The organism is Pseudomonas sp. Irchel s3f19, assembly GCF_900187555.1.
GTDB classification, from domain to species: domain Bacteria; phylum Pseudomonadota; class Gammaproteobacteria; order Pseudomonadales; family Pseudomonadaceae; genus Aquipseudomonas; species Aquipseudomonas capeferrum.
On the sequence record NZ_FYDW01000020.1, the window covers coordinates 36960 to 57360 of the forward strand.

The window sequence follows — 20401 nt, forward strand, 5'->3', positions numbered from 1 at the left end:
ATACCAATCAGCCTCTATCCGTTTGCCTGAGTTACAATGCGCGCCACCGTGATTCTGCCCTACAGGTGCGCCATGCAGCCCTACGCTATTGCCCCCTCCATTCTCTCAGCCGATTTCGCCCGCCTGGGCGAGGACGTCGACAAGGTGCTGGCCGCTGGTGCCGACATCGTTCACTTCGATGTGATGGACAACCACTACGTACCCAACCTGACCATCGGCCCGATGGTCTGCACCGCCCTGCGCAAGTACGGCCTGACCGCGCCGATCGACGTGCACCTGATGGTCAGCCCGGTTGACCGTATCATCGGTGACTTCATCGAAGCCGGCGCCACCTACATCACCTTCCACCCGGAAGCCAGCCAGCACATCGACCGCTCGCTGCAGCTGATCCGCGACGGCGGTTGCAAGGCCGGCCTGGTGTTCAACCCGGCGACCAGCCTGGATGCCCTGAAGTACGTGATGGACAAGGTCGACATGGTCCTGCTGATGAGCGTCAACCCAGGCTTTGGCGGGCAGAAGTTCATCCCCGGCACCCTGGACAAACTGCGTGAGGCGCGTGCGCTGATCGACGCCAGCGGCCGTGATATCCGCCTGGAAATCGACGGTGGCGTCAACGTCAACAATATCCGCGAAATCGCCGCCGCTGGCGCCGACACCTTCGTCGCCGGCTCGGCAATCTTCAATGCCCCGGACTACCAGGAAGTCATCGCCAAGATGCGCGCCGAACTGGCTCAGGCCCGCCCATGAGCGGCTTCGAGCAGCTGTTCCCGGGGACGCTGCCCAGGCTGGTGATGTTCGATCTGGACGGTACCCTGATCGACTCCGTGCCAGACCTGGCCGCCGCCGTGGACCGCATGCTGCTCGAACTCGGGCGCCCGCCGGCAGGCCTTGATGCGGTGCGCCACTGGGTGGGTAACGGTGCCCAGGTGCTGGTGCGCCGTGCGCTGGCAGGGGGTATCGAGCACGCGTCGGTGGACGATGCGCTTGCCGACCAGGCCCTGGCGCTGTTCATGGATGCCTATGCCGAAAGCCACGAACTGACCGTGGTTTACCCCGGCGTGCAAGACACCTTGCGCTGGTTGCGCAAGCAAGGCGTGGAGATGGCGCTGATCACCAATAAGCCCGAGCGCTTTGTTGCCCCGCTGCTGGACCAGATGAAGATCGGTCGCTACTTCCGCTGGATCATAGGCGGCGACACCCTGCCACAAAAGAAACCCGACCCCGCAGCGCTGCTGTTCGTCATGCAGATGGCCGGCGTCACGCCGCAACAGTCGCTGTTCGTCGGCGATTCGCGCAGCGATGTCCTGGCCGCCAAGGCCGCGGGTGTGCAGTGCGTAGGCCTGACCTACGGCTACAATCATGGCCGGCCGATCAACGACGAGTCGCCCAACCTTGTGATCGACGATCTGCGTGCGCTGCTGCCCGGTTGCGCAGACCCGGCCACTGGGATAACGTTGGCGGACCTTCAAGCCTCACAAGACAGAGAGTCCACCGTGGCGGTTACTGGCAAATTCTGGATGAAAGTCATCAAGGCCCTGGCCCGTTGGCGTTGGCGCGCCTGACTTCTGCCCGCCGGCGCCTGCCGGCCCGTCCGTTTGCCTGACCCTATTGCTGCTTGCCACGAGGCTACTCATGACCCGCGAAGAATTCCTGCGCCTGGCCGCTGTCGGCTACAACCGCATCCCCCTGGCCTGTGAAACCCTGGCCGACTTCGACACGCCGCTGTCGATCTACCTGAAACTGGCTGATCAGCCCAACTCCTATCTGCTCGAGTCGGTACAGGGCGGGGAGAAATGGGGCCGTTACTCGATGATCGGCCTGCCGTCGCGCACCGTGATGCGCGTGCATGGTTATCAGGTGAGCATCCTGCAGGATGGCATCGAGGTAGAGCGCCATGACGTCGACGACCCGCTGGCCTTCGTCGAGTCGTTCAAGGACCGTTACAAGGTCGCCGATATCCCTGGCCTGCCACGTTTCAATGGCGGCTTGGTCGGCTACTTCGGTTATGACTGCGTGCGCTATGTGGAGAAGCGTCTGGGTGCAAGCCCGAACCCGGACCCATTGGGTGTGCCGGATATCCTGCTGATGGTGTCCGACGCCGTGGTGGTGTTCGACAACCTGGCCGGCAAGATGCACGCCATCGTGCTGGTAGACCCGGCCGAGGAGCAGGCTTTCGAACAAGGCAAGGCACGCCTGGCAGGGTTGCTGGAGACATTGCGCCAGCCTATTACCCCACGCCGGGGCCTGGACCTGAGCGGCCCGCAGGCGGCCGAGCCGGAGTTCCGCTCCAGCTATACCCGCGAGGATTACGAAAACGCGGTTGGCCGCATCAAGGAGTACATCCTGGCGGGTGACTGCATGCAGGTGGTGCCGTCCCAGCGCATGTCGATCGACTTCAAGTCGGCGCCCATCGACCTGTACCGTGCCTTGCGCTGCTTCAACCCGACGCCGTACATGTACTTCTTCAATTTCGGCGACTTCCATGTGGTCGGCAGTTCGCCTGAAGTGCTGGTGCGGGTCGAGGACAACCTGGTCACCGTGCGCCCGATTGCCGGCACCCGCCCGCGCGGTGCTACCGAGGAAGCGGACCGTGCCCTGGAAGACGACCTGCTGTCGGACGAGAAAGAAATCGCCGAGCACTTGATGCTGATCGACCTGGGCCGCAACGACGTGGGCCGTGTGTCGGCGACGGGCAGTGTGCGCCTGACCGAGAAGATGGTGATCGAGCGTTACTCCAACGTGATGCACATCGTTTCCAACGTCACCGGGCAGTTGCGCGAGGGCCTGACCGCCATGGACGCATTGCGCGCGATTTTGCCGGCCGGGACCCTGTCGGGTGCACCGAAGATCCGTGCGATGGAGATCATCGACGAGCTGGAGCCGGTCAAGCGTGGCGTTTACGGTGGCGCGGTGGGCTATTTTGCCTGGAACGGCAACATGGATACCGCGATTGCCATCCGTACCGCGGTCATCAAGGACGGCGAACTGCATGTGCAGGCGGGTGGCGGTATCGTGGCGGACTCGGTGCCGGCGCTGGAATGGGAAGAAACCATCAACAAGCGCCGGGCGATGTTCCGTGCGGTGGCCTTGGCTGAGCAGACATCTGCCAAGTAGGTGATGGGGTTTTGGGGCCGCAAAGCGGCCCCAAAATTCAGAAGTCCACACTCACCGCCAAGCTCACCCCCTGCTGCTTCAACTCATCACTCTTGCGCCAGGTGTAGTTCCCCCGCACATGCACCCCCGCCACCAGCTCATGGCTCAGCCCCACGCTGGCCCGGGTCAGGTCGCTATGCGGCGTATACCCGGTCAGGGTGAAGTCGTTGGCCGGTAACGTCGTCAGGTGCATGGTCACATCCTGCTGGTCATCCTCGAACTCGTGTTCCTGAGCGACCTCGGCAAACACCCGGGTACTCGCAGCCACTTGCACACTGCCTAGCAGCCCGATACCCAACCGGCGGGAGGTTCGCTCCTGGTCATCGAAGCCCAGCGCGGTCGAGCGCCCGCTCTTTTCGTCATAGCCATCGACCTTGACCCGGGCATAATCGGCGCTGATGAACGGCGCCAGTTGCCAGGGGCTGCTCTCGGCGGCCAGGTTATAGCCCAGCCGACCCGTCAGCGCCCAAGCCTCGCCGTCGGTATCGCCTTTCTCGCTGCGGTCATTCACGCCGAGGGCGAAGGTGCGCTTGAGGTCGCTGTAGTCCAGGTGGCCGGCAGTCAGTGCGGCATCTGCCCACCAGCGGTCCTGGCGGTACTGGGCGAAAGCGGTGGCCAGGTAGCTGTTGAGCTTGTAGTCCGAGTCCTGTTCCCCTGCCTCCAGTTTCTGCCGGTAAACGCCGCCCGCCAGGCCCAGGCGCCAGGCATCGTTCACGCGATAGCTGCCACCCAGCGTCAGGTTGTAGCCACGGCCGTCGCCGCTGGCCGCGCTGCGCTGGCCGTCAAAGTCCAGGTCCTGGGCACCGGTGGCGACGAATGCCTGCCACTGCCCCACGGCTTGCCAGGGTGTTTGCCACTGGTTGCGCAGTTCGTCCTGGTGGGCGCGCAGGCTGGCGTGGGCCATTTCCGGCAGCAGGGTCAGCTCCCACGGTGCGGAGATGACTGAGTAGGCGTAGTCGGCAATCAACTGCTGGCCGGCAATGGTCGGGTGCACCGAGTCGTTGAACAGCAGCTTGGTCGGGTCGGGCGTGGTGCCGTTGACGCCGTATACCGGGTTTTCGACGCAGCTGTTGCCGCTGTAGCAGGTGCCGACCAGGTTCTGGCCGCTGGCCAGGCCGAACTGACTGGGGCTGGCCAAGGCCTCACCCAGCAGAACGGGGATGTTCAGTGGGATGATTTCGGCGTCGATCTGCCCGAGCTGATTGAGCAGCGACTGGTTGAACACGCTGGAGAGCTGCGACAGCGGGTTCTGCTGTGGGGTGCCGCTGAAGTTTGGCGTCTGGCCCAGGTCGGGTAATAGCCAGACCATGATGTAGCGTGCGCCACCTTGTTGCAGAGCCTGGGCACTGGCGGCCAGGCGGCCTCCGGCAGCTGCAGCGTCGGCGGGGCTGTTTACCAGACCCTGAAGGAAGTCGTTGCCGCCGCCGGTAAGGTAATAGAGTGCATTCGGGTCGGCACGTAGGCCGTTGGCCAGATAACCAGGGCGGTCTCGCAGTACCGCGCCTGCACCAACGTTGCCTGGCGGAATGACCGTTTCGGACGTTGTAGTGATCGAATCGAGAATCTGCTGCGTCGTGTAGCCACCCACCGCCCAGTTGTTGCCATCAGGCTGGATGCCCACTGACGTGGAAGGGTTGAGTTCGTCAGGGGAGATACCCAGCCGACCGCCGAGAATCATCGGCGATACCGGTGCATAGTTGCCATCGGCATCGCGGTTGGTAAAGCGCATGCCTGCGGTGCCACCGGTCAGGTCCGGAAACTGCCCGGCATCACTCAGGCTGTCGCCAAACACGATCAGGGTCGAGTAAGGGGAGGGCGCGGCGAACGCCTGGCTGCAGGCCAGGGCCAATGTGGCGAGGGTAAAACGCAACAATGGAGCTTTTCGCATCTGGGAACATCCTTTTCATTGTTTTTATGAGCACTACCCGATCGACCTTAGCAAATCGTGGCGCTTGTCTCCCAAGTCCATTCGTTTCCCAGTGTTTACAGGCATATTGCGCCCGTCGTCCCGGTAGGCTACTGTGCGGGGACGTATGAGCGAGACCTATCCTGTGTTGATCGTCAGCAAACTCTTGATGCGCGTAATCAAGGCCCACGCCCGTTGGCGTTGGCGCGCCTGACTTTATCTCCTGCCGGCCAGCCCGGCCCGTTTCTGTTTGCCTTCTTATCCGTTTCCGAATGCTCTTCGTGGCAATGCCATGCTGCGGGCGGTGTAGCAAGGTTCGTATTCTAAAGTCAGTAGATTCAAGAGGTTTAGCCCGATGTTACTGATGATCGACAACTACGACTCATTCACCTACAACGTCGTTCAATACCTGGGCGAGTTGGGTGCCGAGGTCAAGGTCATTCGCAATGACGAAATGACCCTCGCTGAAATCGAAGCCCTCAACCCGGAGCGCATCGTTGTCTCCCCCGGCCCTTGCACACCGAGCGAGGCGGGTGTGTCGATCGAGGCGATCCTGCATTTCGCCGGCAAGCTGCCGATTCTGGGCGTGTGCCTGGGCCACCAGTCCATCGGCCAGGCGTTTGGCGGCGACGTAGTGCGCGCCCGTCAGGTGATGCACGGCAAGAACAGCCCGGTGCTGCACCGCGACCTGGGCGTATTCGCCGGCCTCAACAACCCGCTCACCGTTACCCGCTACCACTCCCTGGTGGTCAAGCGTGAAACCCTGCCCGAGTGCCTGGAAGTCACTGCCTGGACCGCTCATGCCGACGGCGCGGTCGACGAGATCATGGGCCTGCGCCACAAGACGCTGAACATCGAAGGGGTGCAGTTCCACCCCGAATCTATCCTCACCGAGCAGGGCCACGAGCTGTTCGCCAACTTCCTCAAGCAGACCGGCGGCCGCCGCTAAGGATCGAACATGGATATCAAGAGCGCGCTGAGCCGCATCGTCGGCCATCTGGACCTGTCCACTGAAGAAATGAGCGACGTCATGCGTCAGATCATGACCGGCCAATGCAGCGAGGCGCAGATTGGTGCCTTCCTGATGGGCATACGCATGAAAAGCGAGAGCATCGACGAGATCGTCGGTGCGGTTTCGGTGATGCGCGAGTTGGCCGACAAGGTCGAGCTGAAGAGCCTCGATGGCGTGGTCGATATCGTTGGTACCGGCGGCGATGGCGCCAACATCTTCAACGTTTCCACGGCGTCGGCGTTTGTCCTGGCCGCAGCCGGTTGCCCGGTGGCCAAGCATGGTAACCGCGCGGTTTCGGGCAAGAGCGGCAGCGCCGACCTGCTGGAAGCGGCCGGCATCTACCTGAACCTGACCCCGGTGCAGGTCGCCCGTTGCATCGACAGCCTGGGCATCGGTTTCATGTTTGCGCAAAGCCATCACAAGGCAATGAAGTACGCCGCTGGCCCGCGTCGCGACCTGGGCCTGCGTACCCTGTTCAACATGCTGGGCCCGCTTACGAATCCGGCCGGTGTGAAGCACCAGGTGGTCGGCGTGTTCAACCAGGCACTGTGCCGCCCGCTGGCCGAAGTGCTGCAGCGCATGGGCAGCAAGCATGTACTGGTGGTGCACTCCAAGGACGGCCTGGACGAGTTCAGCCTGGCGGCGCCGACCTTCGTTGCCGAGCTGAAGAAGGGCGAGATCACTGAATATTGGGTCGAGCCCGAAGACCTCGGCATGAAGAGCCAGAGCCTGCACGGCCTGGCCGTCGACGGCCCGCAGGCCTCGTACGAGCTGATTCGTGATGCACTGGGCCGGCGCAAGACCGAGAACGGCCAGAAGGCGGCCGAAATGATTGTGCTCAATGCTGGCGCTGCGCTGTATGCCGCTGATCATGCCATGACCCTGGCGCAGGGCGTCGAACTTGCCCACGACGTGCTGCATACAGGGCTTGCCTGGGAAAAACTGCAGGAACTGGGTGCCTTCACCGCCGTATTCAAGCTGGAGAACGAAGCATGAGCGTACCGACCGTGCTGGAAAAGATCCTCGCCCGCAAAGTCGAGGAAGTGGCCGAGCGCAGTGCCCGGGTCAGCCTGGCCGAGCTGGAGCGCCTGGCCAAGGCCGCCGACGCCCCCCGTGGCTTTGCCAATGCGCTGATCGAGCAGGCCAAGCGCAAGCAACCCGCGGTCATTGCCGAAATCAAGAAGGCATCGCCGAGCAAGGGCGTGATCCGCGAGCACTTCGTGCCGGCGGACATCGCCGTCAGCTACGAGAAGGGCGGGGCGACCTGCCTGTCGGTGCTGACCGATGTGGATTACTTCCAGGGCGCTGATGCGTACCTGCAGCAGGCCCGCGGCGCAGTTTCGCTGCCGGTGATCCGCAAGGACTTCATGATCGACCCCTACCAGATTGTCGAGGCCCGGGCGCTGGGCGCCGACTGCGTGCTGCTGATCGTCTCGGCGCTGGATGACGTGAAGATGGCCGAGCTGGCCGCCACGGCCAAGGATGTCGGCCTGGATGTGCTGGTCGAAGTGCATGACGGCGATGAGCTGGAGCGCGCGCTGAACACCCTCGATACCCCGCTGGTCGGCGTCAACAACCGCAACCTGCACACCTTCGAGGTCAGCCTGGAGACCACGCTCGACCTGCTGCCGCGTATTCCGCGCGAGCGCCTGGCCATTACCGAAAGCGGTATTCTCAACCGTGCCGATGTCGAGCTGATGGCAATCAACGAGGTTTACTCGTTCCTGGTGGGCGAGGCGTTCATGCGTGCCGAGCAACCGGGGCTTGAACTGCAGCGGCTGTTCTTCCCGGAACAGGTGAAGAAGTCTGTTCAGCCATTGGACTGACCAAGACGAGCCGGCTTTTGCCGGCTTTTTTGTGGGCAATGGCTGCATCGTGAACAATCACATCAAAGGTGGATCAATGACCGATCAACCCCTGGCACTGACTGTTGAACAAGGCCTGCATGCCGAGCAGGACCTGCTGGCCGCGGTCTGCCGCGGCGAGCGCGAATTCGGTGTGCTGTTCTGGCGCCCGACCGACCATGCCCTGGTCATGCCGCGCCGCATGAGCCGCCTGGAAAACTTCGAAGCCGCCTGCGCCGAGCTTGCGATTGCCGGCTGGCCGGTGCTGTTGCGCGAGACCGGCGGTGAGCCGGTGCCGCAATCGCATGCCACGGTGAATGTGGCACTGGTGTACGTGGCACCGCGCAGCGAAGGTGACCATGGGCGTATCGAGAATGCCTACGAACGCCTGTGCCTGCCGCTGTGCGAGGTGCTACGCGAGTGGGGCGGGGTGGCTTCGGTGGGCGAGATCGACGGGGCGTTCTGCGATGGCCGCTACAACGTCAATCTCAATGGTCGCAAACTGGTCGGCACGGCCCAGCGCTGGCGCCAGGGGCTGGGCGGAAAACGCCCGGTGGTGCTGGTGCATGGCGCACTGTTGCTGGATAACGAGCGTGAGTCGATGGTCGCGGCCGTCAACCGCTTCAACGAGTGCTGCGAACTGGAGCAGCGCTGCCGCGCCGATGCGCATATCGCCTTGCACGAAGTTGCGCCCTCAGCGCCCTGGTTCGAGCGCCTCTCACAGGCCTATGCCAAGGTGCTTGCAGACCTGCCCAAGGACTAACGGGTACCGTAGACCACCATGGTCTTGCCCTTTACCTGCACCAGGCTGCGCTCCTCAAGGTCTTTGAGGACGCGGCCGACCATCTCACGCGAGCAGCCGACGATGCGGCCGATCTCCTGGCGGGTGATCTTGATCTGCATGCCGTCGGGGTGGGTCATTGCATCGGGTTGCTTGCACAGCTCGAGCAGGCAGCGGGCGACACGGCCGGTCACGTCGAAGAAGGCCAGGTCGCCGACCTTGCGCGTGGTATTGCGCAGGCGCTGCGCCATCTGGCCACCCAGGGCGTAGAGGATGTCTGGGTCCTGACGTGAGAGCTCGCGAAACTTGTCGTAACTGATCTCTGCCACTTCACATTCGGTCTTCGCGCGGACCCAGGCGCTGCGCTGCTGCTCGCCTTCCACGGGTTCGAAAAGCCCCAGCTCGCCAAAGAAATCACCGCTGTTGAGGTAGGCGATGATCATTTCGTGACCGTCGTCGTCCTCGATGAGGATGGTCACCGAACCCTTGATGATGAACGACAGTGTTTCGGCCCGATCGCCGGCGCAGATGATGTTGCTCTTGGCGGTGTAGCGGCGGCGCTGGCAGTGCACCAGCAGTTTGTCGATATTCTTGATCTTGGCGGGTAGGGCTGAGGCAACCATCACGAAATCCTGTTCGATACGACACATAGGCTTCTTGTAGGAAGTGTCTGGCGGCAAGCGCCAGTCATTTGGCGCCAGCTTATCAGACACTACAGGATGTTTCGGTACTAAACCGACACGTCTCGAGCTTTTCCGACAGCCACACAAGGTCTAAGCTGACACCCTTTTCCGAAAATTAGGAGTCCAGGTAGATGAAGGCACGTATCCAGTGGGCCGGTGACGCGATGTTCCTCGGCGAGTCGGGCAGCGGGCATGTCGTCGTGATGGACGGCCCGCCTGAGGCTGGTGGCCGAAACCTGGGCGTGCGCCCGATGGAAATGCTGTTGCTGGGCTTGGGTGGCTGCAGCAGCTTCGATGTGGTCAGCATCTTGAAGAAGTCGCGCCAGGCGGTGGAGAGCTGCGAGGCGTTCCTGGAGGCCGAGCGCGCCAGCGAAGACCCGAAAGTGTTCACCAAGATCCACATGAACTTCGTGGTGAAGGGCCGTGGCTTGAAAGAGGCCCAGGTCAAGCGGGCAGTTGAGCTGTCGGCCGAGAAATACTGCTCTGCGTCGATCATGCTGGAGCGCGCGGGCGTCGAGATCACCCACGGCTACGAGATCGTAGAGTTGGGTTGAGTCCGAAATGTCTGGGCTGCGTTGCAGCCCCGGCTGTCTTCAGTTGCGCAGTGCCGGAAGGGCAACTTGCAACCACTGCGGTACTACGTTTCTGAATGCCTGGCTCAACCGCTCCCGCCGCTTTTGATAAGCCAACCCCAGCCAGATAACTCCCAGCCCGATCAACGTCACCACCACCGGGAACAGCAGCGACTCGGCAAACATCTCGTAAGACAGATACCCCAGATAAGCCGCCACCCCCAACGCCCCAAACACCATGAACACCGGCCTGCGCAACAGCACGGCGATGGCCATCAGCCCGATATTGATCAGGCAGTAGAGGGCCTTGCCCAGCTCGCTACCGTTGTCCACCAAGGTCAGCCCACCCCAGAACGCCGCGAGCCCGGCCAGATAGCCCCAGTGGGCATAGTCCTCACGGGTGCGGCCGTCCACCACCAGGAATACCAGCAGCATCCCCAGGCCGAACCAGAGCGATACTTCGCGCCGTTGCTCCCAGCTGAACGGCGAACCGAAGAACCACTCGCTGAGGTCCATCGACATGAACCACAACGCCATGGCGATCGGCATCACGATGAACGGGAAAGGGATCAGCCGCAGCATCAGCAGCCCGGCGACCACTGTGGCGGCTTCCATCAACAACCAGCCGCCCTGCACATAGGTGTAGTACTGGTGATAGGCCGATTGCCTGTCATCCAGTGGCCACCAGCCGACCAGACGCTCGATGGCAAACACCGCCAGCGGCACGATGCTCACCGCGACCGCCGCCAGCACGCCGGCGGCTACCGGTTGTGCGCGCCGTTGCAGGTTGAGGGCGAAGAGCGTCAACAAGAGGATGTACAGCGTGGCGATGGCCAGCAGTGCCCAGTCACCGATCTGCATCCAGGCTTCGGTGAGCAGCCAGCCCATGGCGCCCATGATGAGCAAGGCGCCGAAGTAGAACGCGACGTGCGCCAGCTGGAAGCTGCCGCGCGTTGCCGGTTGCTGGCGTAGAAACTGCAGCAGGGCTTGATCCTGGCCCGGCTGGAGGATGCCGGCGTGCACGGCGCGCGCCAGGTCCTTGGCGCTGAATCGTTCCGTCATGGGTTTACCTTCAGATACGGTAGGTGCTCTTGGTCATGACCTTGGCCAGCAGGCTCATGCCGAAACGCACCGGGGCTGGAAAACGATAGCCGCCCGCCTCGAGGGCAGACTCGGCGTGCTGCTCTTCATCTATGCGCATTTGTTCGAGAATGGCGCGAGACTTTTCGTCCTCGTGCGGAATCTGCTCCAGGTGTTCGTCCAGGTGTTTGCACACCTGATGCTCGGTGGCGGCGACGAAGCCCAGGCTGACCTTGTCGCTGACCAGGCCGGCGAGCGCGCCAATGCCGAACGACATGCCGTAGAACAGCGGGTTGAGCACGCTTGGGTGGCTATTCAACTGGCGTATGCGCTGTTCGCACCAGGCCAGGTGGTCGATTTCTTCCTCGGCGGCGTGCTCCATGGCTTTGCGTACCTGGGGCAGTTTGGCGGTCAGTGCCTGGCCTTGGTATAGCGCCTGGGCGCAGACTTCGCCGGTATGGTTGATGCGCATGAGGCCGGCAATGTGGCGGCTCTGGGCGTCATCCAGGTCGGCATCCGGCTGGACGATGGCCGGGGATGGGCGGGACGGTTGGCCGCTGAAGGGCAGCAAGGTGCGCATGGCGGTATCGGCCTGCAGCAACAAGCGGTCGAGCGGCGAGTAGTGACGTTCGGTAGCCATCGGGCACCTCCGCAAGAGTGTGCCCGACAGTTTACCGCAATAGCGCAAGGGTCGCTTGCCCTGGATCAGCCCGGCGGCCAGTGCATCTGGCGCTGGCCAAGCACGTGCATGTGAATGTGGTAGACGGTCTGCCCACCCAGTTCGTTGCAGTTCATGACCACGCGGAAGCCCTCTTCGCAGCCAAGTTCCTTGGCCAGACGCTGGGCGGTGAACAGGATGTGACCGGCCAGGCCTTTGTCCTCTTCGGTCAGGTCATTGAGGGTGCGGATGTGCTTTTTCGGGATGACCAGAAAATGCACGGGCGCCTGGGGGGCGATATCGTGGAACGCCAGAACCTGGTCGTCTTCGTAAATGATCTTCGCCGGGATTTCCCGGTTGATGATCCTGGTAAATAAATCGTCCACAGCACTTGCTCCATGGTGAGGGTCCGGGCCGAGTGTACTCAGCCGGGCGCCGGTCGCCCAGTGGCTATTCCATTCCGACCGGGCAGTAGCGGCGATGGATCACCCCAGCGAGCTTGCGCACCAGCCAGCGGGGCAGCAGGCGCGGCGCGAATGCCAGCCAGCGATTGCGCCGGCCGGGGGTGATGAGTGTGCGGTTCTTGTCCAGGGCGCGCACCGTGTAAAGCGCCACTTCTTCTGGGCTGAGGCAGCGGGTGCTGCCTTCGAGCCGAGGAATGCGCCGACGCGATGAGCGCACGGGGCCTGGGCATAGCACCGAGACCTTGATGCCAGTGCGCTTGAGCTCTTCGCGCAGTGCCTGGGAGAAACTCAGCACATAGGCTTTGCTGGCCGCGTAGGCCGCCATCCAGGGGCCCGGCGCGACACCGGCCAGGCCCGCCACATTGAGGATCTGCCCGCCGCCCTGGACTGCCATCAGGTTGCCGATGGCATGGCAGAGGCGGCTCATGGCCAGGATATTGACCTCCAGCAGGTCCTGCTCGTCGGCCCACTCATGGGCCAGAAACGGCCCATAGGTGCGCAGGCCTGCGCAATTGACCAGCAGGTCGATACGCCGCTCGCCTTCCTCCAGTTCGAGCACGAAGCCCGACAGGCGAAGGGGCTGGCTCAAGTCGCAGGCTCGGAACAGTACCTCGACACCGAAGCGTTGGGTCAGCTCGATGGCCACCGGCTCCAGCGTCTCGCGCTGGCGTGCCACCAGGATCAGGTTGCGCCCGCGCCGTGCCAGCGCTTCCGCCAGGGCCAGGCCCAGGCCGCTGGAAGCACCAGTGATCATGGCGTAACGGGTCATGCAAAGGCTCCTGGGGCTGAAGAGGGCGCCTAGTGTACAGCTTGGCCGGGCAAGGTGTTGCCTTTTGCTACAAGGCTTGGGCGCGAATACCCTGGCAGCGATCCAGGGCTTCCCGGTACTCGCTTTGCAGGCGTTCGATCAGTGCGCTGGCGTTAGGCAGGTCATGGATATCGCCCACGCCCTGGCCAGCCGACCATACGGTTTTCCAGGCCTTGGCCTCGTCGTCGATCGGTTTGAGCTTGCCCGGTTCATGGCCATGCGTGAGTGCGTTCATGTCATAGCCCGCCTGTTCCAGGCTCGGCCGCAGGAAGCTGGCCGGGATGCCGGACACTGCCGGGGTGTGGATGATGTCGACGGCATGGGCATCGAGCAGCATCTGCTTGTAGGCAGCCTGGGCCTGGCTTTCGGTGGTGGCGATGAAGCGGGTGCCCATGTAGGCAAGGTCGGCACCCAGTAGTTGTGCCGCCAGGACCTCATGGCCGTGGTTGATGCAGCCCGCCAGCAGCAGGGTCTTGTCGAAAAACTGCCGGATCTCGGCCACCAAGGCGAATGGGCTCCAGGTACCGGCATGCCCGCCAGCGCCCGCCGCCACTGCGATCAGGCCATCCACACCGGCCTCGGCGGCCTTCTCGGCATGGCGGCGGGTGGTGACATCGTGGAACACCAGCCCGCCGTAGCTGTGCACGGCATCGACTACCTCCTTCACCGCGCCCAGGCTGGTGATGACGATCGGCACCTTGTGCGCCACGCACAGGGCAAGGTCCGCCTGCAGGCGAGGGTTGGTCGGGTGCACGATCAGGTTCACGGCATAGGGTGCCGGTGCTTGCAGTTGGGCAAGCCCGGCCTCGATCTCCTCGAGCCAGGCCTTGAACCCTGCGCTGTCGCGCTGGTTCAGGGCCGGGAAGCTGCCGACCACGCCAGCGGCGCAGCAGGCCAGGACCAGCCTGGGGTTGGAGATCAGGAACATCGGTGCGGCGACCACGGGCAGGCGCAGGCGTTGTTCGAGCGAGGCGGGCAATGACATGGCAAGGCTCCTGTAGGGGGTTACCGTCAGAACGGTTTGACCACCACGAGAATTACGATACCCAGCAGGAACAGCACCGGGACTTCGTTGAACCAGCGATAGTAGACGTGGCTGCGGGTATTGGCGCCGCTGGCGAAGCGTTTGCGTTGGGCACCGCACATGTGATGGTAGCCGGTCAGCAGAATCACCAGGGTGAGCTTGGCATGCAACCAGCCTTGGCTCAGCCAGCCCGGAGTCAGGTAGAGCATCCAGGCACCGAACACATAGGTGGCGATCATGGCCGGGTTCATGATGCCGCGGTACAGCTTGCGTTCCATGGTCACGAAGCGGTCCTGGCTGATGCTGTCCTGGCTCTGGGCGTGGTAGACGAACAGCCTGGGCAGGTAGAACAGGCCGGCGAACCAGCAGACCACGCTGACGATATGTAGCGCTTTGATCCATAGGTAAAGCATTGAGGGAGTTCCTTCAGGTTTTCACGGTCGTCAGATAGTAGTGGTCAAGCGCCCGAAGGGTCACCCGAAGAGTTGTTACAGGCGGCTTGCACCCCTATTATCGTGCGCTTTCCAGTGGGCTCGTTGATAAGGGGCAAGCGTTATGATCAAGGTCGGTATCGTCGGCGGCACGGGTTACACCGGCGTCGAGCTGTTGCGTCTGCTGGCACAGCATCCTCAGGCCGAAGTGGCGGTCATCACTTCGCGCTCCGAAGCGGGCGTGGCGGTAGCTGACATGTACCCGAACCTGCGCGGCCACTATGACGGCCTGGCGTTCAGTGTGCCGGACAGCAAAGCCTTGGCGGCGTGTGATGTGGTGTTTTTTGCAACGCCCCACGGCGTTGCCCACGCCCTGGCCGGCGAACTGCTGGCGGCCGGAACCAAGGTGATCGACCTGTCGGCCGACTTCCGCCTGCAGGATGCCACCGAATGGGGCAAGTGGTACGGCCAGCCTCATGGCGCGCCGGAGCTGCTCAAGGACGCCGTCTACGGCCTGCCTGAAGTGAATCGCGAGAAAATCCGCCAGGCTCGCCTGATTGCAGTGCCGGGGTGCTACCCGACGGCCACCCAACTGGGCTTCCTGCCATTGCTGGAGGCCGGCCTGGCCGACCCATCGCGCCTGATTGCCGACTGCAAGTCGGGCGTCAGCGGCGCCGGGCGGGGGGCGGCGGTGGGTTCGCTGTTCTGCGAGGCTGGCGAAAGCATGAAGGCTTACGCGGTCAAAGGTCATCGCCACCTGCCGGAAATCAGCCAGGGCTTGCGCCTGGCGGCGGGCAAGGACATCGGCCTGACCTTCGTGCCACACCTGACGCCCATGATCCGCGGCATCCACGCCACCCTGTACGCCACCGTGGTTGATACTTCGGTCGATCTGCAGGCGCTGTTCGAGAAGCGTTACGCCGATGAGCCGTTCGTGGATGTGATGCCGGCCGGTAGCCACCCGGAAACCCGCAGTGTGCGCGGTGCCAACGTCTGCCGTATTGCCGTTCATCGCCCGCAAGGGGGTGACTTGGTGGTGGTGCTTTCGGTCATCGACAACCTGGTCAAAGGTGCCTCGGGCCAGGCGGTGCAGAACCTCAACATCCTGTTCGGCCTGGATGAGCGCATGGGCCTGTCCCACGCGGGCCTGCTCCCATAAGGGCACAAGCTGGCACAAGGCCCGCCGAGTGCGGGCCTTTTTGTGGGCGCGACTAAAGCCGCACAATTCTTGACCAATTTTCTCGGAGAAGCGGATAATGCGCGTCATCGAGTTTTATGGCGGCAACTGCGCCGGGAGAATCAGCATGAGCGTCGAAACCTTCACCCCTACCGGTCTGGAATTCACCCAAGGGGCAGCCCACAAGGTGAAGACCCTGGTCAACGAGGAAGGCAATGAGCGTCTGAAGTTGCGGGTATTCGTGACCGGCGGTGGCTGCTCGGGCTTCCAGTACGGTTTCACCTTCGATGAAGATGTGGCCGAGGATGACACCATCGTCGAGCGTGAAGGCGTGTCGCTGGTGGTCGACCCGATGAGCTTCCAGTATCTGGCGGGTGCCGAGGTGGACTACCAGGAAGGTCTGGAAGGCTCGCGCTTCGTCATCAAGAACCCGAACGCCGCCACCACCTGCGGTTGTGGTTCTTCGTTCTCGATCTGATCACGGGCTGTACGAAAACGCCGCGCATTTGCGCGGCGTTTTGCATTGTGCTGGGGCCTTACGCCGGGTAGATGGCGCCGAGCACGCGCAAGCCGCGGGCAGCTGTCACACTCGGGCGGTTGGCTGGGATACCTTCCAGGCAGCAATGGGCCAGCCAGGCGAAGGCCATGGCCTCTACCCAGTCCGGGTCGACGCCATGGGCCGCAGTGCTGGCCACCTGGGCGCCCGGCAACAGCTGGGCGAGCCGGCGCATCAATGCCCCGTTGCGGGCCCCGCCACCGCATACCAGCAGCGCCTCGGTGCCCGGCTGAGCGTTACGCAGTGAGTCGATGATGCTGCGAGCGGTCAGCTCCAGCAGGGTCGCCTGCACATCCTGGTCACGGTAGGGCGGCAGTTTGCTCAGGTGCCCTTGCAGCCACGCCAGGTTGAACACCTCGCGCCCCGTACTCTTGGGGCCGGCGCCGGCAAAGAACGGGTCGCTCAACAGGGCTGCAAGCAGCGCTTCGATCACCTCGCCACTGGCTGCCCAGGCACCGTCAGCGTCGTAGTGCTGGCCGCGCTTGAACTCGATCCAGGCGTCCAGCAACACATTGCCTGGCCCGCAGTCGAAACCATGCACCGGCGTGTCGTTGGCAATCAGGCTGAGGTTGCTGAACCCCCCCACATTGAGCACGGCGAGCCGTTGGCCCAGATGGCTGAACAGTGTTTCGTGAAATGCCGGTACCAAGGGTGCCCCTTGCCCGCCAGCGGCCACATCGCGGCGTCGGAAGTCGCCGATCACGCTGATCTGGGTAAGCTCGGCAAGCAGTGCCGGGTTGCCGATCTGCACGGTGAAGCCACGAGCAGGCTCGTGGCGGATGGTCTGGCCATGGCTGCCGATGGCGCGGATGGCGCTTGGCGCAAGCCCCTGGCTTGCGAGCAAGTGGCCAATGCCTTCGGCTGCCAGGCTGGCCCAGCGGTTCTCGGCCAGGGCGGCGCGGGCAATCTCGTCAGGGCCGCTGGCGCAAAGGCTCAGCAGGCCCTGGCGCAGGTCGGCGGGCATGGGGATGTAATGAGTAGCGAGCAGTGCTGGCTGCTCGCGTTGTTCGATCAGGGCGATGTCCAGGCCATCGAGGCTGGTACCGGACATCACCCCCAGATAAAGCGCCATGACTCAGCGCTTGTTCGCAGCGAGCATGGTGGCCTTTTCCTGATCCATGCGGGCGATCAGTGGCTGGCTCTGCTGCATGAAGCGTGAGCGTTCGGCCTTGGCGATCGGGTCGGCCATCGGCACTTTCTGGCTTAGCGGGTCGACGTGCACGCCGTTGACCTGGAACTCGTAATGCAAGTGCGGCCCGGTGGAAAGGCCGGTGGTGCCGATGTAGCCGATGATCTGGCCCTGCTTGACCGAGCCGCCGGTCTTGATGCCTTTGGCGAAGCCTTGCATGTGACCGTACAGGGTTTTGTAGCGGTTGCCGTGCTGGATGATCACGGTATTACCGTAGCCACCCCGGCGCCCAGCCAGCTCGATGCGGCCGTCACCGGCAGCCTTGATCGGTGTGCCGCGCGGGGCGGCATAGTCAACGCCTTTGTGGGCGCGGATCTTGTTCAGAATCGGGTGTTTACGGCCAGCGGAAAAGCGCGAGCTGATGCGGGCGAAATCCACCGGAGTGCGGATGAACGCTTTGCGCAGGCTGTTGCCGTCGGCAGTGTAGTAGCTGGTATTGCCCTGTTTGTTGGTGTAGCGCACGGCGGTGTAGGTCTTGCCGCGGTTGGTAAAGCGAGCGGACAGGATGTTACCGGTGCCGATCACCTTGCCATCCATGACTTTCTGCTCGTACACCACGTCGAATTCGTCACCCTGGCGGATGTCCTGGGCGAAGTCGATGTCGTAGCCCAGCACCCGTGCCATGTCCATGGTCAGGCTGTGCGACAGGCCGGCACGCTGTGCGGAGGCCGACAGGGAGCTCTTGATCACGCCGTGGGCGTAGGCCGTGCGGACCACAGGCTTGCTGATTTCGCGGTTGAAGCTGTAGCCCTTGGCGCTTTTGGTCAGGCGAATGGTTTCGAGGTTGCTGACTTTGCTGTGCAGGTTGGTCAGTTGGCCGTCTTTGTCGAGTTCGAACTGCAACACCTGGCCGTGCTTGAGCTGGCTGAACTGCTTCGCCTGCTTGTTGCTGGCCAGTACTTCATGGACTGCGCTGGCTGGCAGGCCGACTTTTTCGAACAGGGTGGACAACGTGTCACCCCGCGCTACGGTGACTTCGCGGTGGCCAGGTTGCTTGGCTTCGGCGACCGGTTCTGGCGCAGGCGTTTGTTGGTCCGCCTTCTGGGTAGCCGTGTCGGCTTCTTCGATCTGGGCGAACGGCGAGCCTTGCTCTGCCTCAGCGTGTACGAGCGGGGCGGCCTTGGACTCCTCCTTCAATTGTTCGACCGGGCTTTCCAGTTCGAGGTTGAGGGTGGTTTTCTTGGCTTCGACTTCGCTGGAAGGAAATACCAGCAGGGCCAGGCTGAGCAGGGCGGCGATGCCGCTGGCGGCCAACAGATGGCTTTTCGGATAAAGCGGGGGCGCTTTAGGCGGTTCGTTGGTCATAGGTAAGGTGACTTTTTGAAGAAAAGTGAATATGGAAAAGATGAATGACATGATGAAGATGAAATAACTGTATAAAATATAACCAAATCCATTTTCACGCAAGGGCGCGTAGACGCCGCAAGGCTGCCTGCGGGTCACATTCTATTGCGAAACTTGTATTTGATGGCCGATCTTGTATGGTTGGCTCCCCTTGAATCTGAGCCTTGCGGGTCTGTCTATGAAGTCGGTTGAAGAGCAGCTGGCGCTTATCAAGCGCGGTGCGGAAGAAGTATTGGTCGAGTCGGAACTGGTGGAGAAGCTCAAGCGCGGCCAGCCTCTGCGTATCAAGGCAGGTTTCGATCCGACCGCGCCTGACCTGCACCTGGGGCACACCGTGCTCATCAACAAGCTGCGCCAGTTCCAGGAGCTGGGCCACCAGGTCATCTTCCTGATCGGTGACTTCACCGGGATGATCGGTGACCCGAGCGGCAAGAGCGCTACGCGTCCGCCGCTGACTCGCGAGCAGGTGCTGGACAACGCCGAGACCTATAAGCAGCAGGTGTTCAAGATTCTCGACCCGGCCAAGACCGAGGTTGCGTTCAACTCCACCTGGATGGACACGCTGACCCCGGCCGACTTCATCCGCCTGGCGTCGCAGTACACTGTGGCGCGCATGCTCGAGCGCGATGATTTCGACAAGCGTTACACCACCAATCAGCCGATCGCGATCCACGAGTTCCTCTACCCGCTGGTGCAGGGTTATGACTCCGTTGCGCTGAAAGCTGACGTGGAGCTGGGCGGTACCGACCAGAAATTCAACCTGCTCATGGGGCGCGAGCTGCAGCGCGCCTACGGCCAGGAAGCGCAGAACATCGTGACCATGCCGCTGCTCGAAGGGCTCGACGGCGTGAAGAAGATGTCCAAGTCGCTGGGTAACTATGTGGGTATCCAGGAAGCGCCTGGGGTGATGTACAGCAAGCTGGTGTCTATCCCTGACACGCTGATGTGGCGTTACTTCGAGTTGCTGAGCTTCCGCTCGATGGAGGAGATCGACCAGTTCCGTGCTGATGTTGCCAATGGCGCGAACCCGCGCGACATCAAGATCAAGCTGGCGGAAGAGATTGTTGCGCGTTTCCATGGCGAAGAGGCTGCCGCCAATGCTCACCGTGCGGCGGGCAACCGTATGAAGGAGGGCGAGTTGCCGGAAGACTTGCCTGAGATCGAGGTTGCTGCGGCTGAAGACTTGCCGATTGCTGCGGTGCTGAACCGTGCCGGCCTGGTGAAGAACTCGGCAATGGCGCGCGATCTGCTTAATGGCGGCGCGGTCAAGGTTGATGGTGCGGTGGTTGATCGCGACTTCGTGTTTGCGCTGGGTGCTACCCATGTATGTCAGGCGGGCAAAAAGGCGTTTGGCCGGGTTACCCTCAAGGCTGAGTGATTGCCTGGTGGTGTAGCTATATAGAAGCGGGGAGGCCGGAAGGCCTCCCCGCTTTGTTTTTCAGCGATATCAAAGTTTATTGGAATTAAGGGTTGACGCGATTTCGAATCCCCTTATAATGCGCCCCACTTCCAGCGTAGTCGGAACGAAAAACTCCTTGAGATTCAATGAGTTAAATAGTCAAGACGAAGTTTGAAGGGCTTCGATCGAAAGGTCGTCAGCGGTTAAGATGGTGGTTGACAGCGCTTCTAAACGCTGTATGATTCGCCTCCCGCTACGAGAGATCGCAGCGAGTCAAGTGTTTGAAGCTAAACGAGTTTCTCGCAAAAAACTTCAAAATA

21 protein-coding genes are annotated in these 20401 nt (G+C 62.4%); 11 read left to right on the forward strand and 10 right to left on the reverse strand.

Annotated elements, in window-relative coordinates; genetic code table 11:
* Positions 1-72: 72 nt before the first annotated feature.
* From rpe to trpE, 3 genes are all read left to right on the forward strand, one after another.
* Positions 73-747 (forward strand): ribulose-phosphate 3-epimerase, encoded by a 675-nt coding sequence (rpe, locus tag CKW22_RS26345; RefSeq protein ID WP_033703334.1) that lies wholly within the window; start codon positions 73-75, stop codon positions 745-747.
* Positions 744-1562, forward strand: a complete 819-nt coding sequence (locus CKW22_RS26350) for a phosphoglycolate phosphatase (RefSeq protein WP_047583858.1) — start codon at positions 744-746, stop codon at positions 1560-1562. The genes rpe and CKW22_RS26350 overlap by 4 nt, the downstream gene beginning before the upstream one ends.
* Positions 1563-1632: 70 nt before the next feature.
* Positions 1633-3114: an anthranilate synthase component I gene (gene trpE / locus CKW22_RS26355; protein WP_095065577.1), complete on the forward strand. Its 1482-nt coding sequence runs from the start codon at positions 1633-1635 to the stop codon at positions 3112-3114.
* A 37-nt stretch (positions 3115-3151) separates the two neighbouring features.
* Here the strand turns inward: trpE and estP are convergent, their stop codons facing one another.
* The gene (gene estP / locus CKW22_RS26360) at positions 3152-5041 is read right to left on the reverse strand and encodes an esterase EstP (RefSeq protein ID WP_095065579.1); all 1890 of its coding nucleotides are present in this window, start codon (positions 5039-5041) and stop codon (positions 3152-3154) included.
* Positions 5042-5414: 373 nt separating this feature from the next.
* Between estP and CKW22_RS26365 the strand changes: the two genes are divergently transcribed.
* The 4 genes from CKW22_RS26365 (at position 5415) to CKW22_RS26380 (ending at position 8678) form a co-directional block, all read left to right on the forward strand.
* Positions 5415-6008, forward strand: coding sequence for an aminodeoxychorismate/anthranilate synthase component II (locus CKW22_RS26365; RefSeq protein ID WP_095065581.1), 594 nt, complete (start codon positions 5415-5417; stop codon positions 6006-6008).
* A gap of 9 nt (positions 6009-6017) precedes the next feature.
* Positions 6018-7067 (forward strand): anthranilate phosphoribosyltransferase, encoded by a 1050-nt coding sequence (gene trpD / locus CKW22_RS26370; RefSeq protein WP_033703029.1) that lies wholly within the window; start codon positions 6018-6020, stop codon positions 7065-7067.
* Entirely contained in the window at positions 7064-7897 is an 834-nt protein-coding gene (gene trpC / locus CKW22_RS26375) for an indole-3-glycerol phosphate synthase TrpC (RefSeq protein ID WP_047583856.1), read from the forward strand. Before trpD ends, trpC begins: the two co-directional genes overlap by 4 nt.
* 76 nt (positions 7898-7973) lie before the next feature.
* A complete protein-coding gene (locus CKW22_RS26380) occupies positions 7974-8678 on the forward strand; it encodes a lipoate--protein ligase family protein (RefSeq protein WP_033703027.1) in 705 nt (234 codons plus the stop codon).
* On the opposite strand, the gene crp is transcribed toward CKW22_RS26380, so the two are convergent.
* Positions 8675-9319: a cAMP-activated global transcriptional regulator CRP gene (crp, locus tag CKW22_RS26385; RefSeq protein ID WP_033703333.1), complete on the reverse strand. Its 645-nt coding sequence runs from the start codon at positions 9317-9319 to the stop codon at positions 8675-8677. The two genes, CKW22_RS26380 and crp, sit on opposite strands and share 4 nt — an antisense overlap.
* Before the next feature lie 191 nt (positions 9320-9510).
* Here crp and CKW22_RS26390 point away from each other — a divergent pair, with 191 nt between their 5' ends.
* Entirely contained in the window at positions 9511-9933 is a 423-nt protein-coding gene (locus tag CKW22_RS26390; RefSeq protein ID WP_027594409.1) for an OsmC family protein, read from the forward strand.
* Between the two features lie 39 nt (positions 9934-9972).
* Here CKW22_RS26390 and CKW22_RS26395 read toward each other — a convergent pair whose 3' ends face one another.
* The 6 genes from CKW22_RS26395 to hemJ form a co-directional block, all read right to left on the reverse strand.
* Positions 9973-11013, reverse strand: coding sequence for a DUF2157 domain-containing protein (locus tag CKW22_RS26395; protein WP_095065583.1), 1041 nt, complete (start codon positions 11011-11013; stop codon positions 9973-9975).
* Between the two features lie 10 nt (positions 11014-11023).
* Positions 11024-11671, reverse strand: coding sequence for a 2-polyprenyl-3-methyl-6-methoxy-1,4-benzoquinone monooxygenase (gene coq7 / locus CKW22_RS26400; protein WP_027594411.1), 648 nt, complete (start codon positions 11669-11671; stop codon positions 11024-11026).
* 65 nt (positions 11672-11736) lie between these two features.
* A complete protein-coding gene (locus tag CKW22_RS26405) occupies positions 11737-12075 on the reverse strand; it encodes a histidine triad nucleotide-binding protein (RefSeq protein WP_033703025.1) in 339 nt (112 codons plus the stop codon).
* 64 nt (positions 12076-12139) lie between these two features.
* Complete coding sequence (locus tag CKW22_RS26410; RefSeq protein WP_047583853.1) at positions 12140-12922, reverse strand: SDR family oxidoreductase; 783 nt, start codon at positions 12920-12922, stop codon at positions 12140-12142.
* Between the two features lie 67 nt (positions 12923-12989).
* Entirely contained in the window at positions 12990-13946 is a 957-nt protein-coding gene (locus CKW22_RS26415; protein WP_033703022.1) for a nitronate monooxygenase family protein, read from the reverse strand.
* Between the two features lie 26 nt (positions 13947-13972).
* A complete protein-coding gene (gene hemJ / locus CKW22_RS26420) occupies positions 13973-14398 on the reverse strand; it encodes a protoporphyrinogen oxidase HemJ (RefSeq protein WP_027594415.1) in 426 nt (141 codons plus the stop codon).
* 142 nt (positions 14399-14540) lie between these two features.
* Here hemJ and argC point away from each other — a divergent pair, with 142 nt between their 5' ends.
* Together argC and erpA are read left to right on the forward strand one after the other, a co-directional pair.
* Entirely contained in the window at positions 14541-15575 is a 1035-nt protein-coding gene (gene argC / locus CKW22_RS26425; RefSeq protein WP_033703021.1) for an N-acetyl-gamma-glutamyl-phosphate reductase, read from the forward strand.
* 145 nt (positions 15576-15720) lie between these two features.
* A complete protein-coding gene (gene erpA, locus CKW22_RS26430; protein ID WP_033703332.1) occupies positions 15721-16071 on the forward strand; it encodes an iron-sulfur cluster insertion protein ErpA in 351 nt (116 codons plus the stop codon).
* A 58-nt stretch (positions 16072-16129) separates the two neighbouring features.
* On the opposite strand, the gene CKW22_RS26435 is transcribed toward erpA, so the two are convergent.
* Both CKW22_RS26435 and CKW22_RS26440 read right to left on the reverse strand, forming a co-directional pair.
* The gene (locus tag CKW22_RS26435) at positions 16130-17221 is read right to left on the reverse strand and encodes an anhydro-N-acetylmuramic acid kinase (protein ID WP_033703020.1); all 1092 of its coding nucleotides are present in this window, start codon (positions 17219-17221) and stop codon (positions 16130-16132) included.
* A 3-nt stretch (positions 17222-17224) separates the two neighbouring features.
* Entirely contained in the window at positions 17225-18643 is a 1419-nt protein-coding gene (locus tag CKW22_RS26440) for a peptidoglycan DD-metalloendopeptidase family protein (RefSeq protein ID WP_033703019.1), read from the reverse strand.
* A gap of 217 nt (positions 18644-18860) precedes the next feature.
* Here CKW22_RS26440 and tyrS point away from each other — a divergent pair, with 217 nt between their 5' ends.
* The gene (gene tyrS / locus CKW22_RS26445) at positions 18861-20060 is read left to right on the forward strand and encodes a tyrosine--tRNA ligase (RefSeq protein WP_033703018.1); all 1200 of its coding nucleotides are present in this window, start codon (positions 18861-18863) and stop codon (positions 20058-20060) included.
* Positions 20061-20401: the final 341 nt, after the last annotated feature.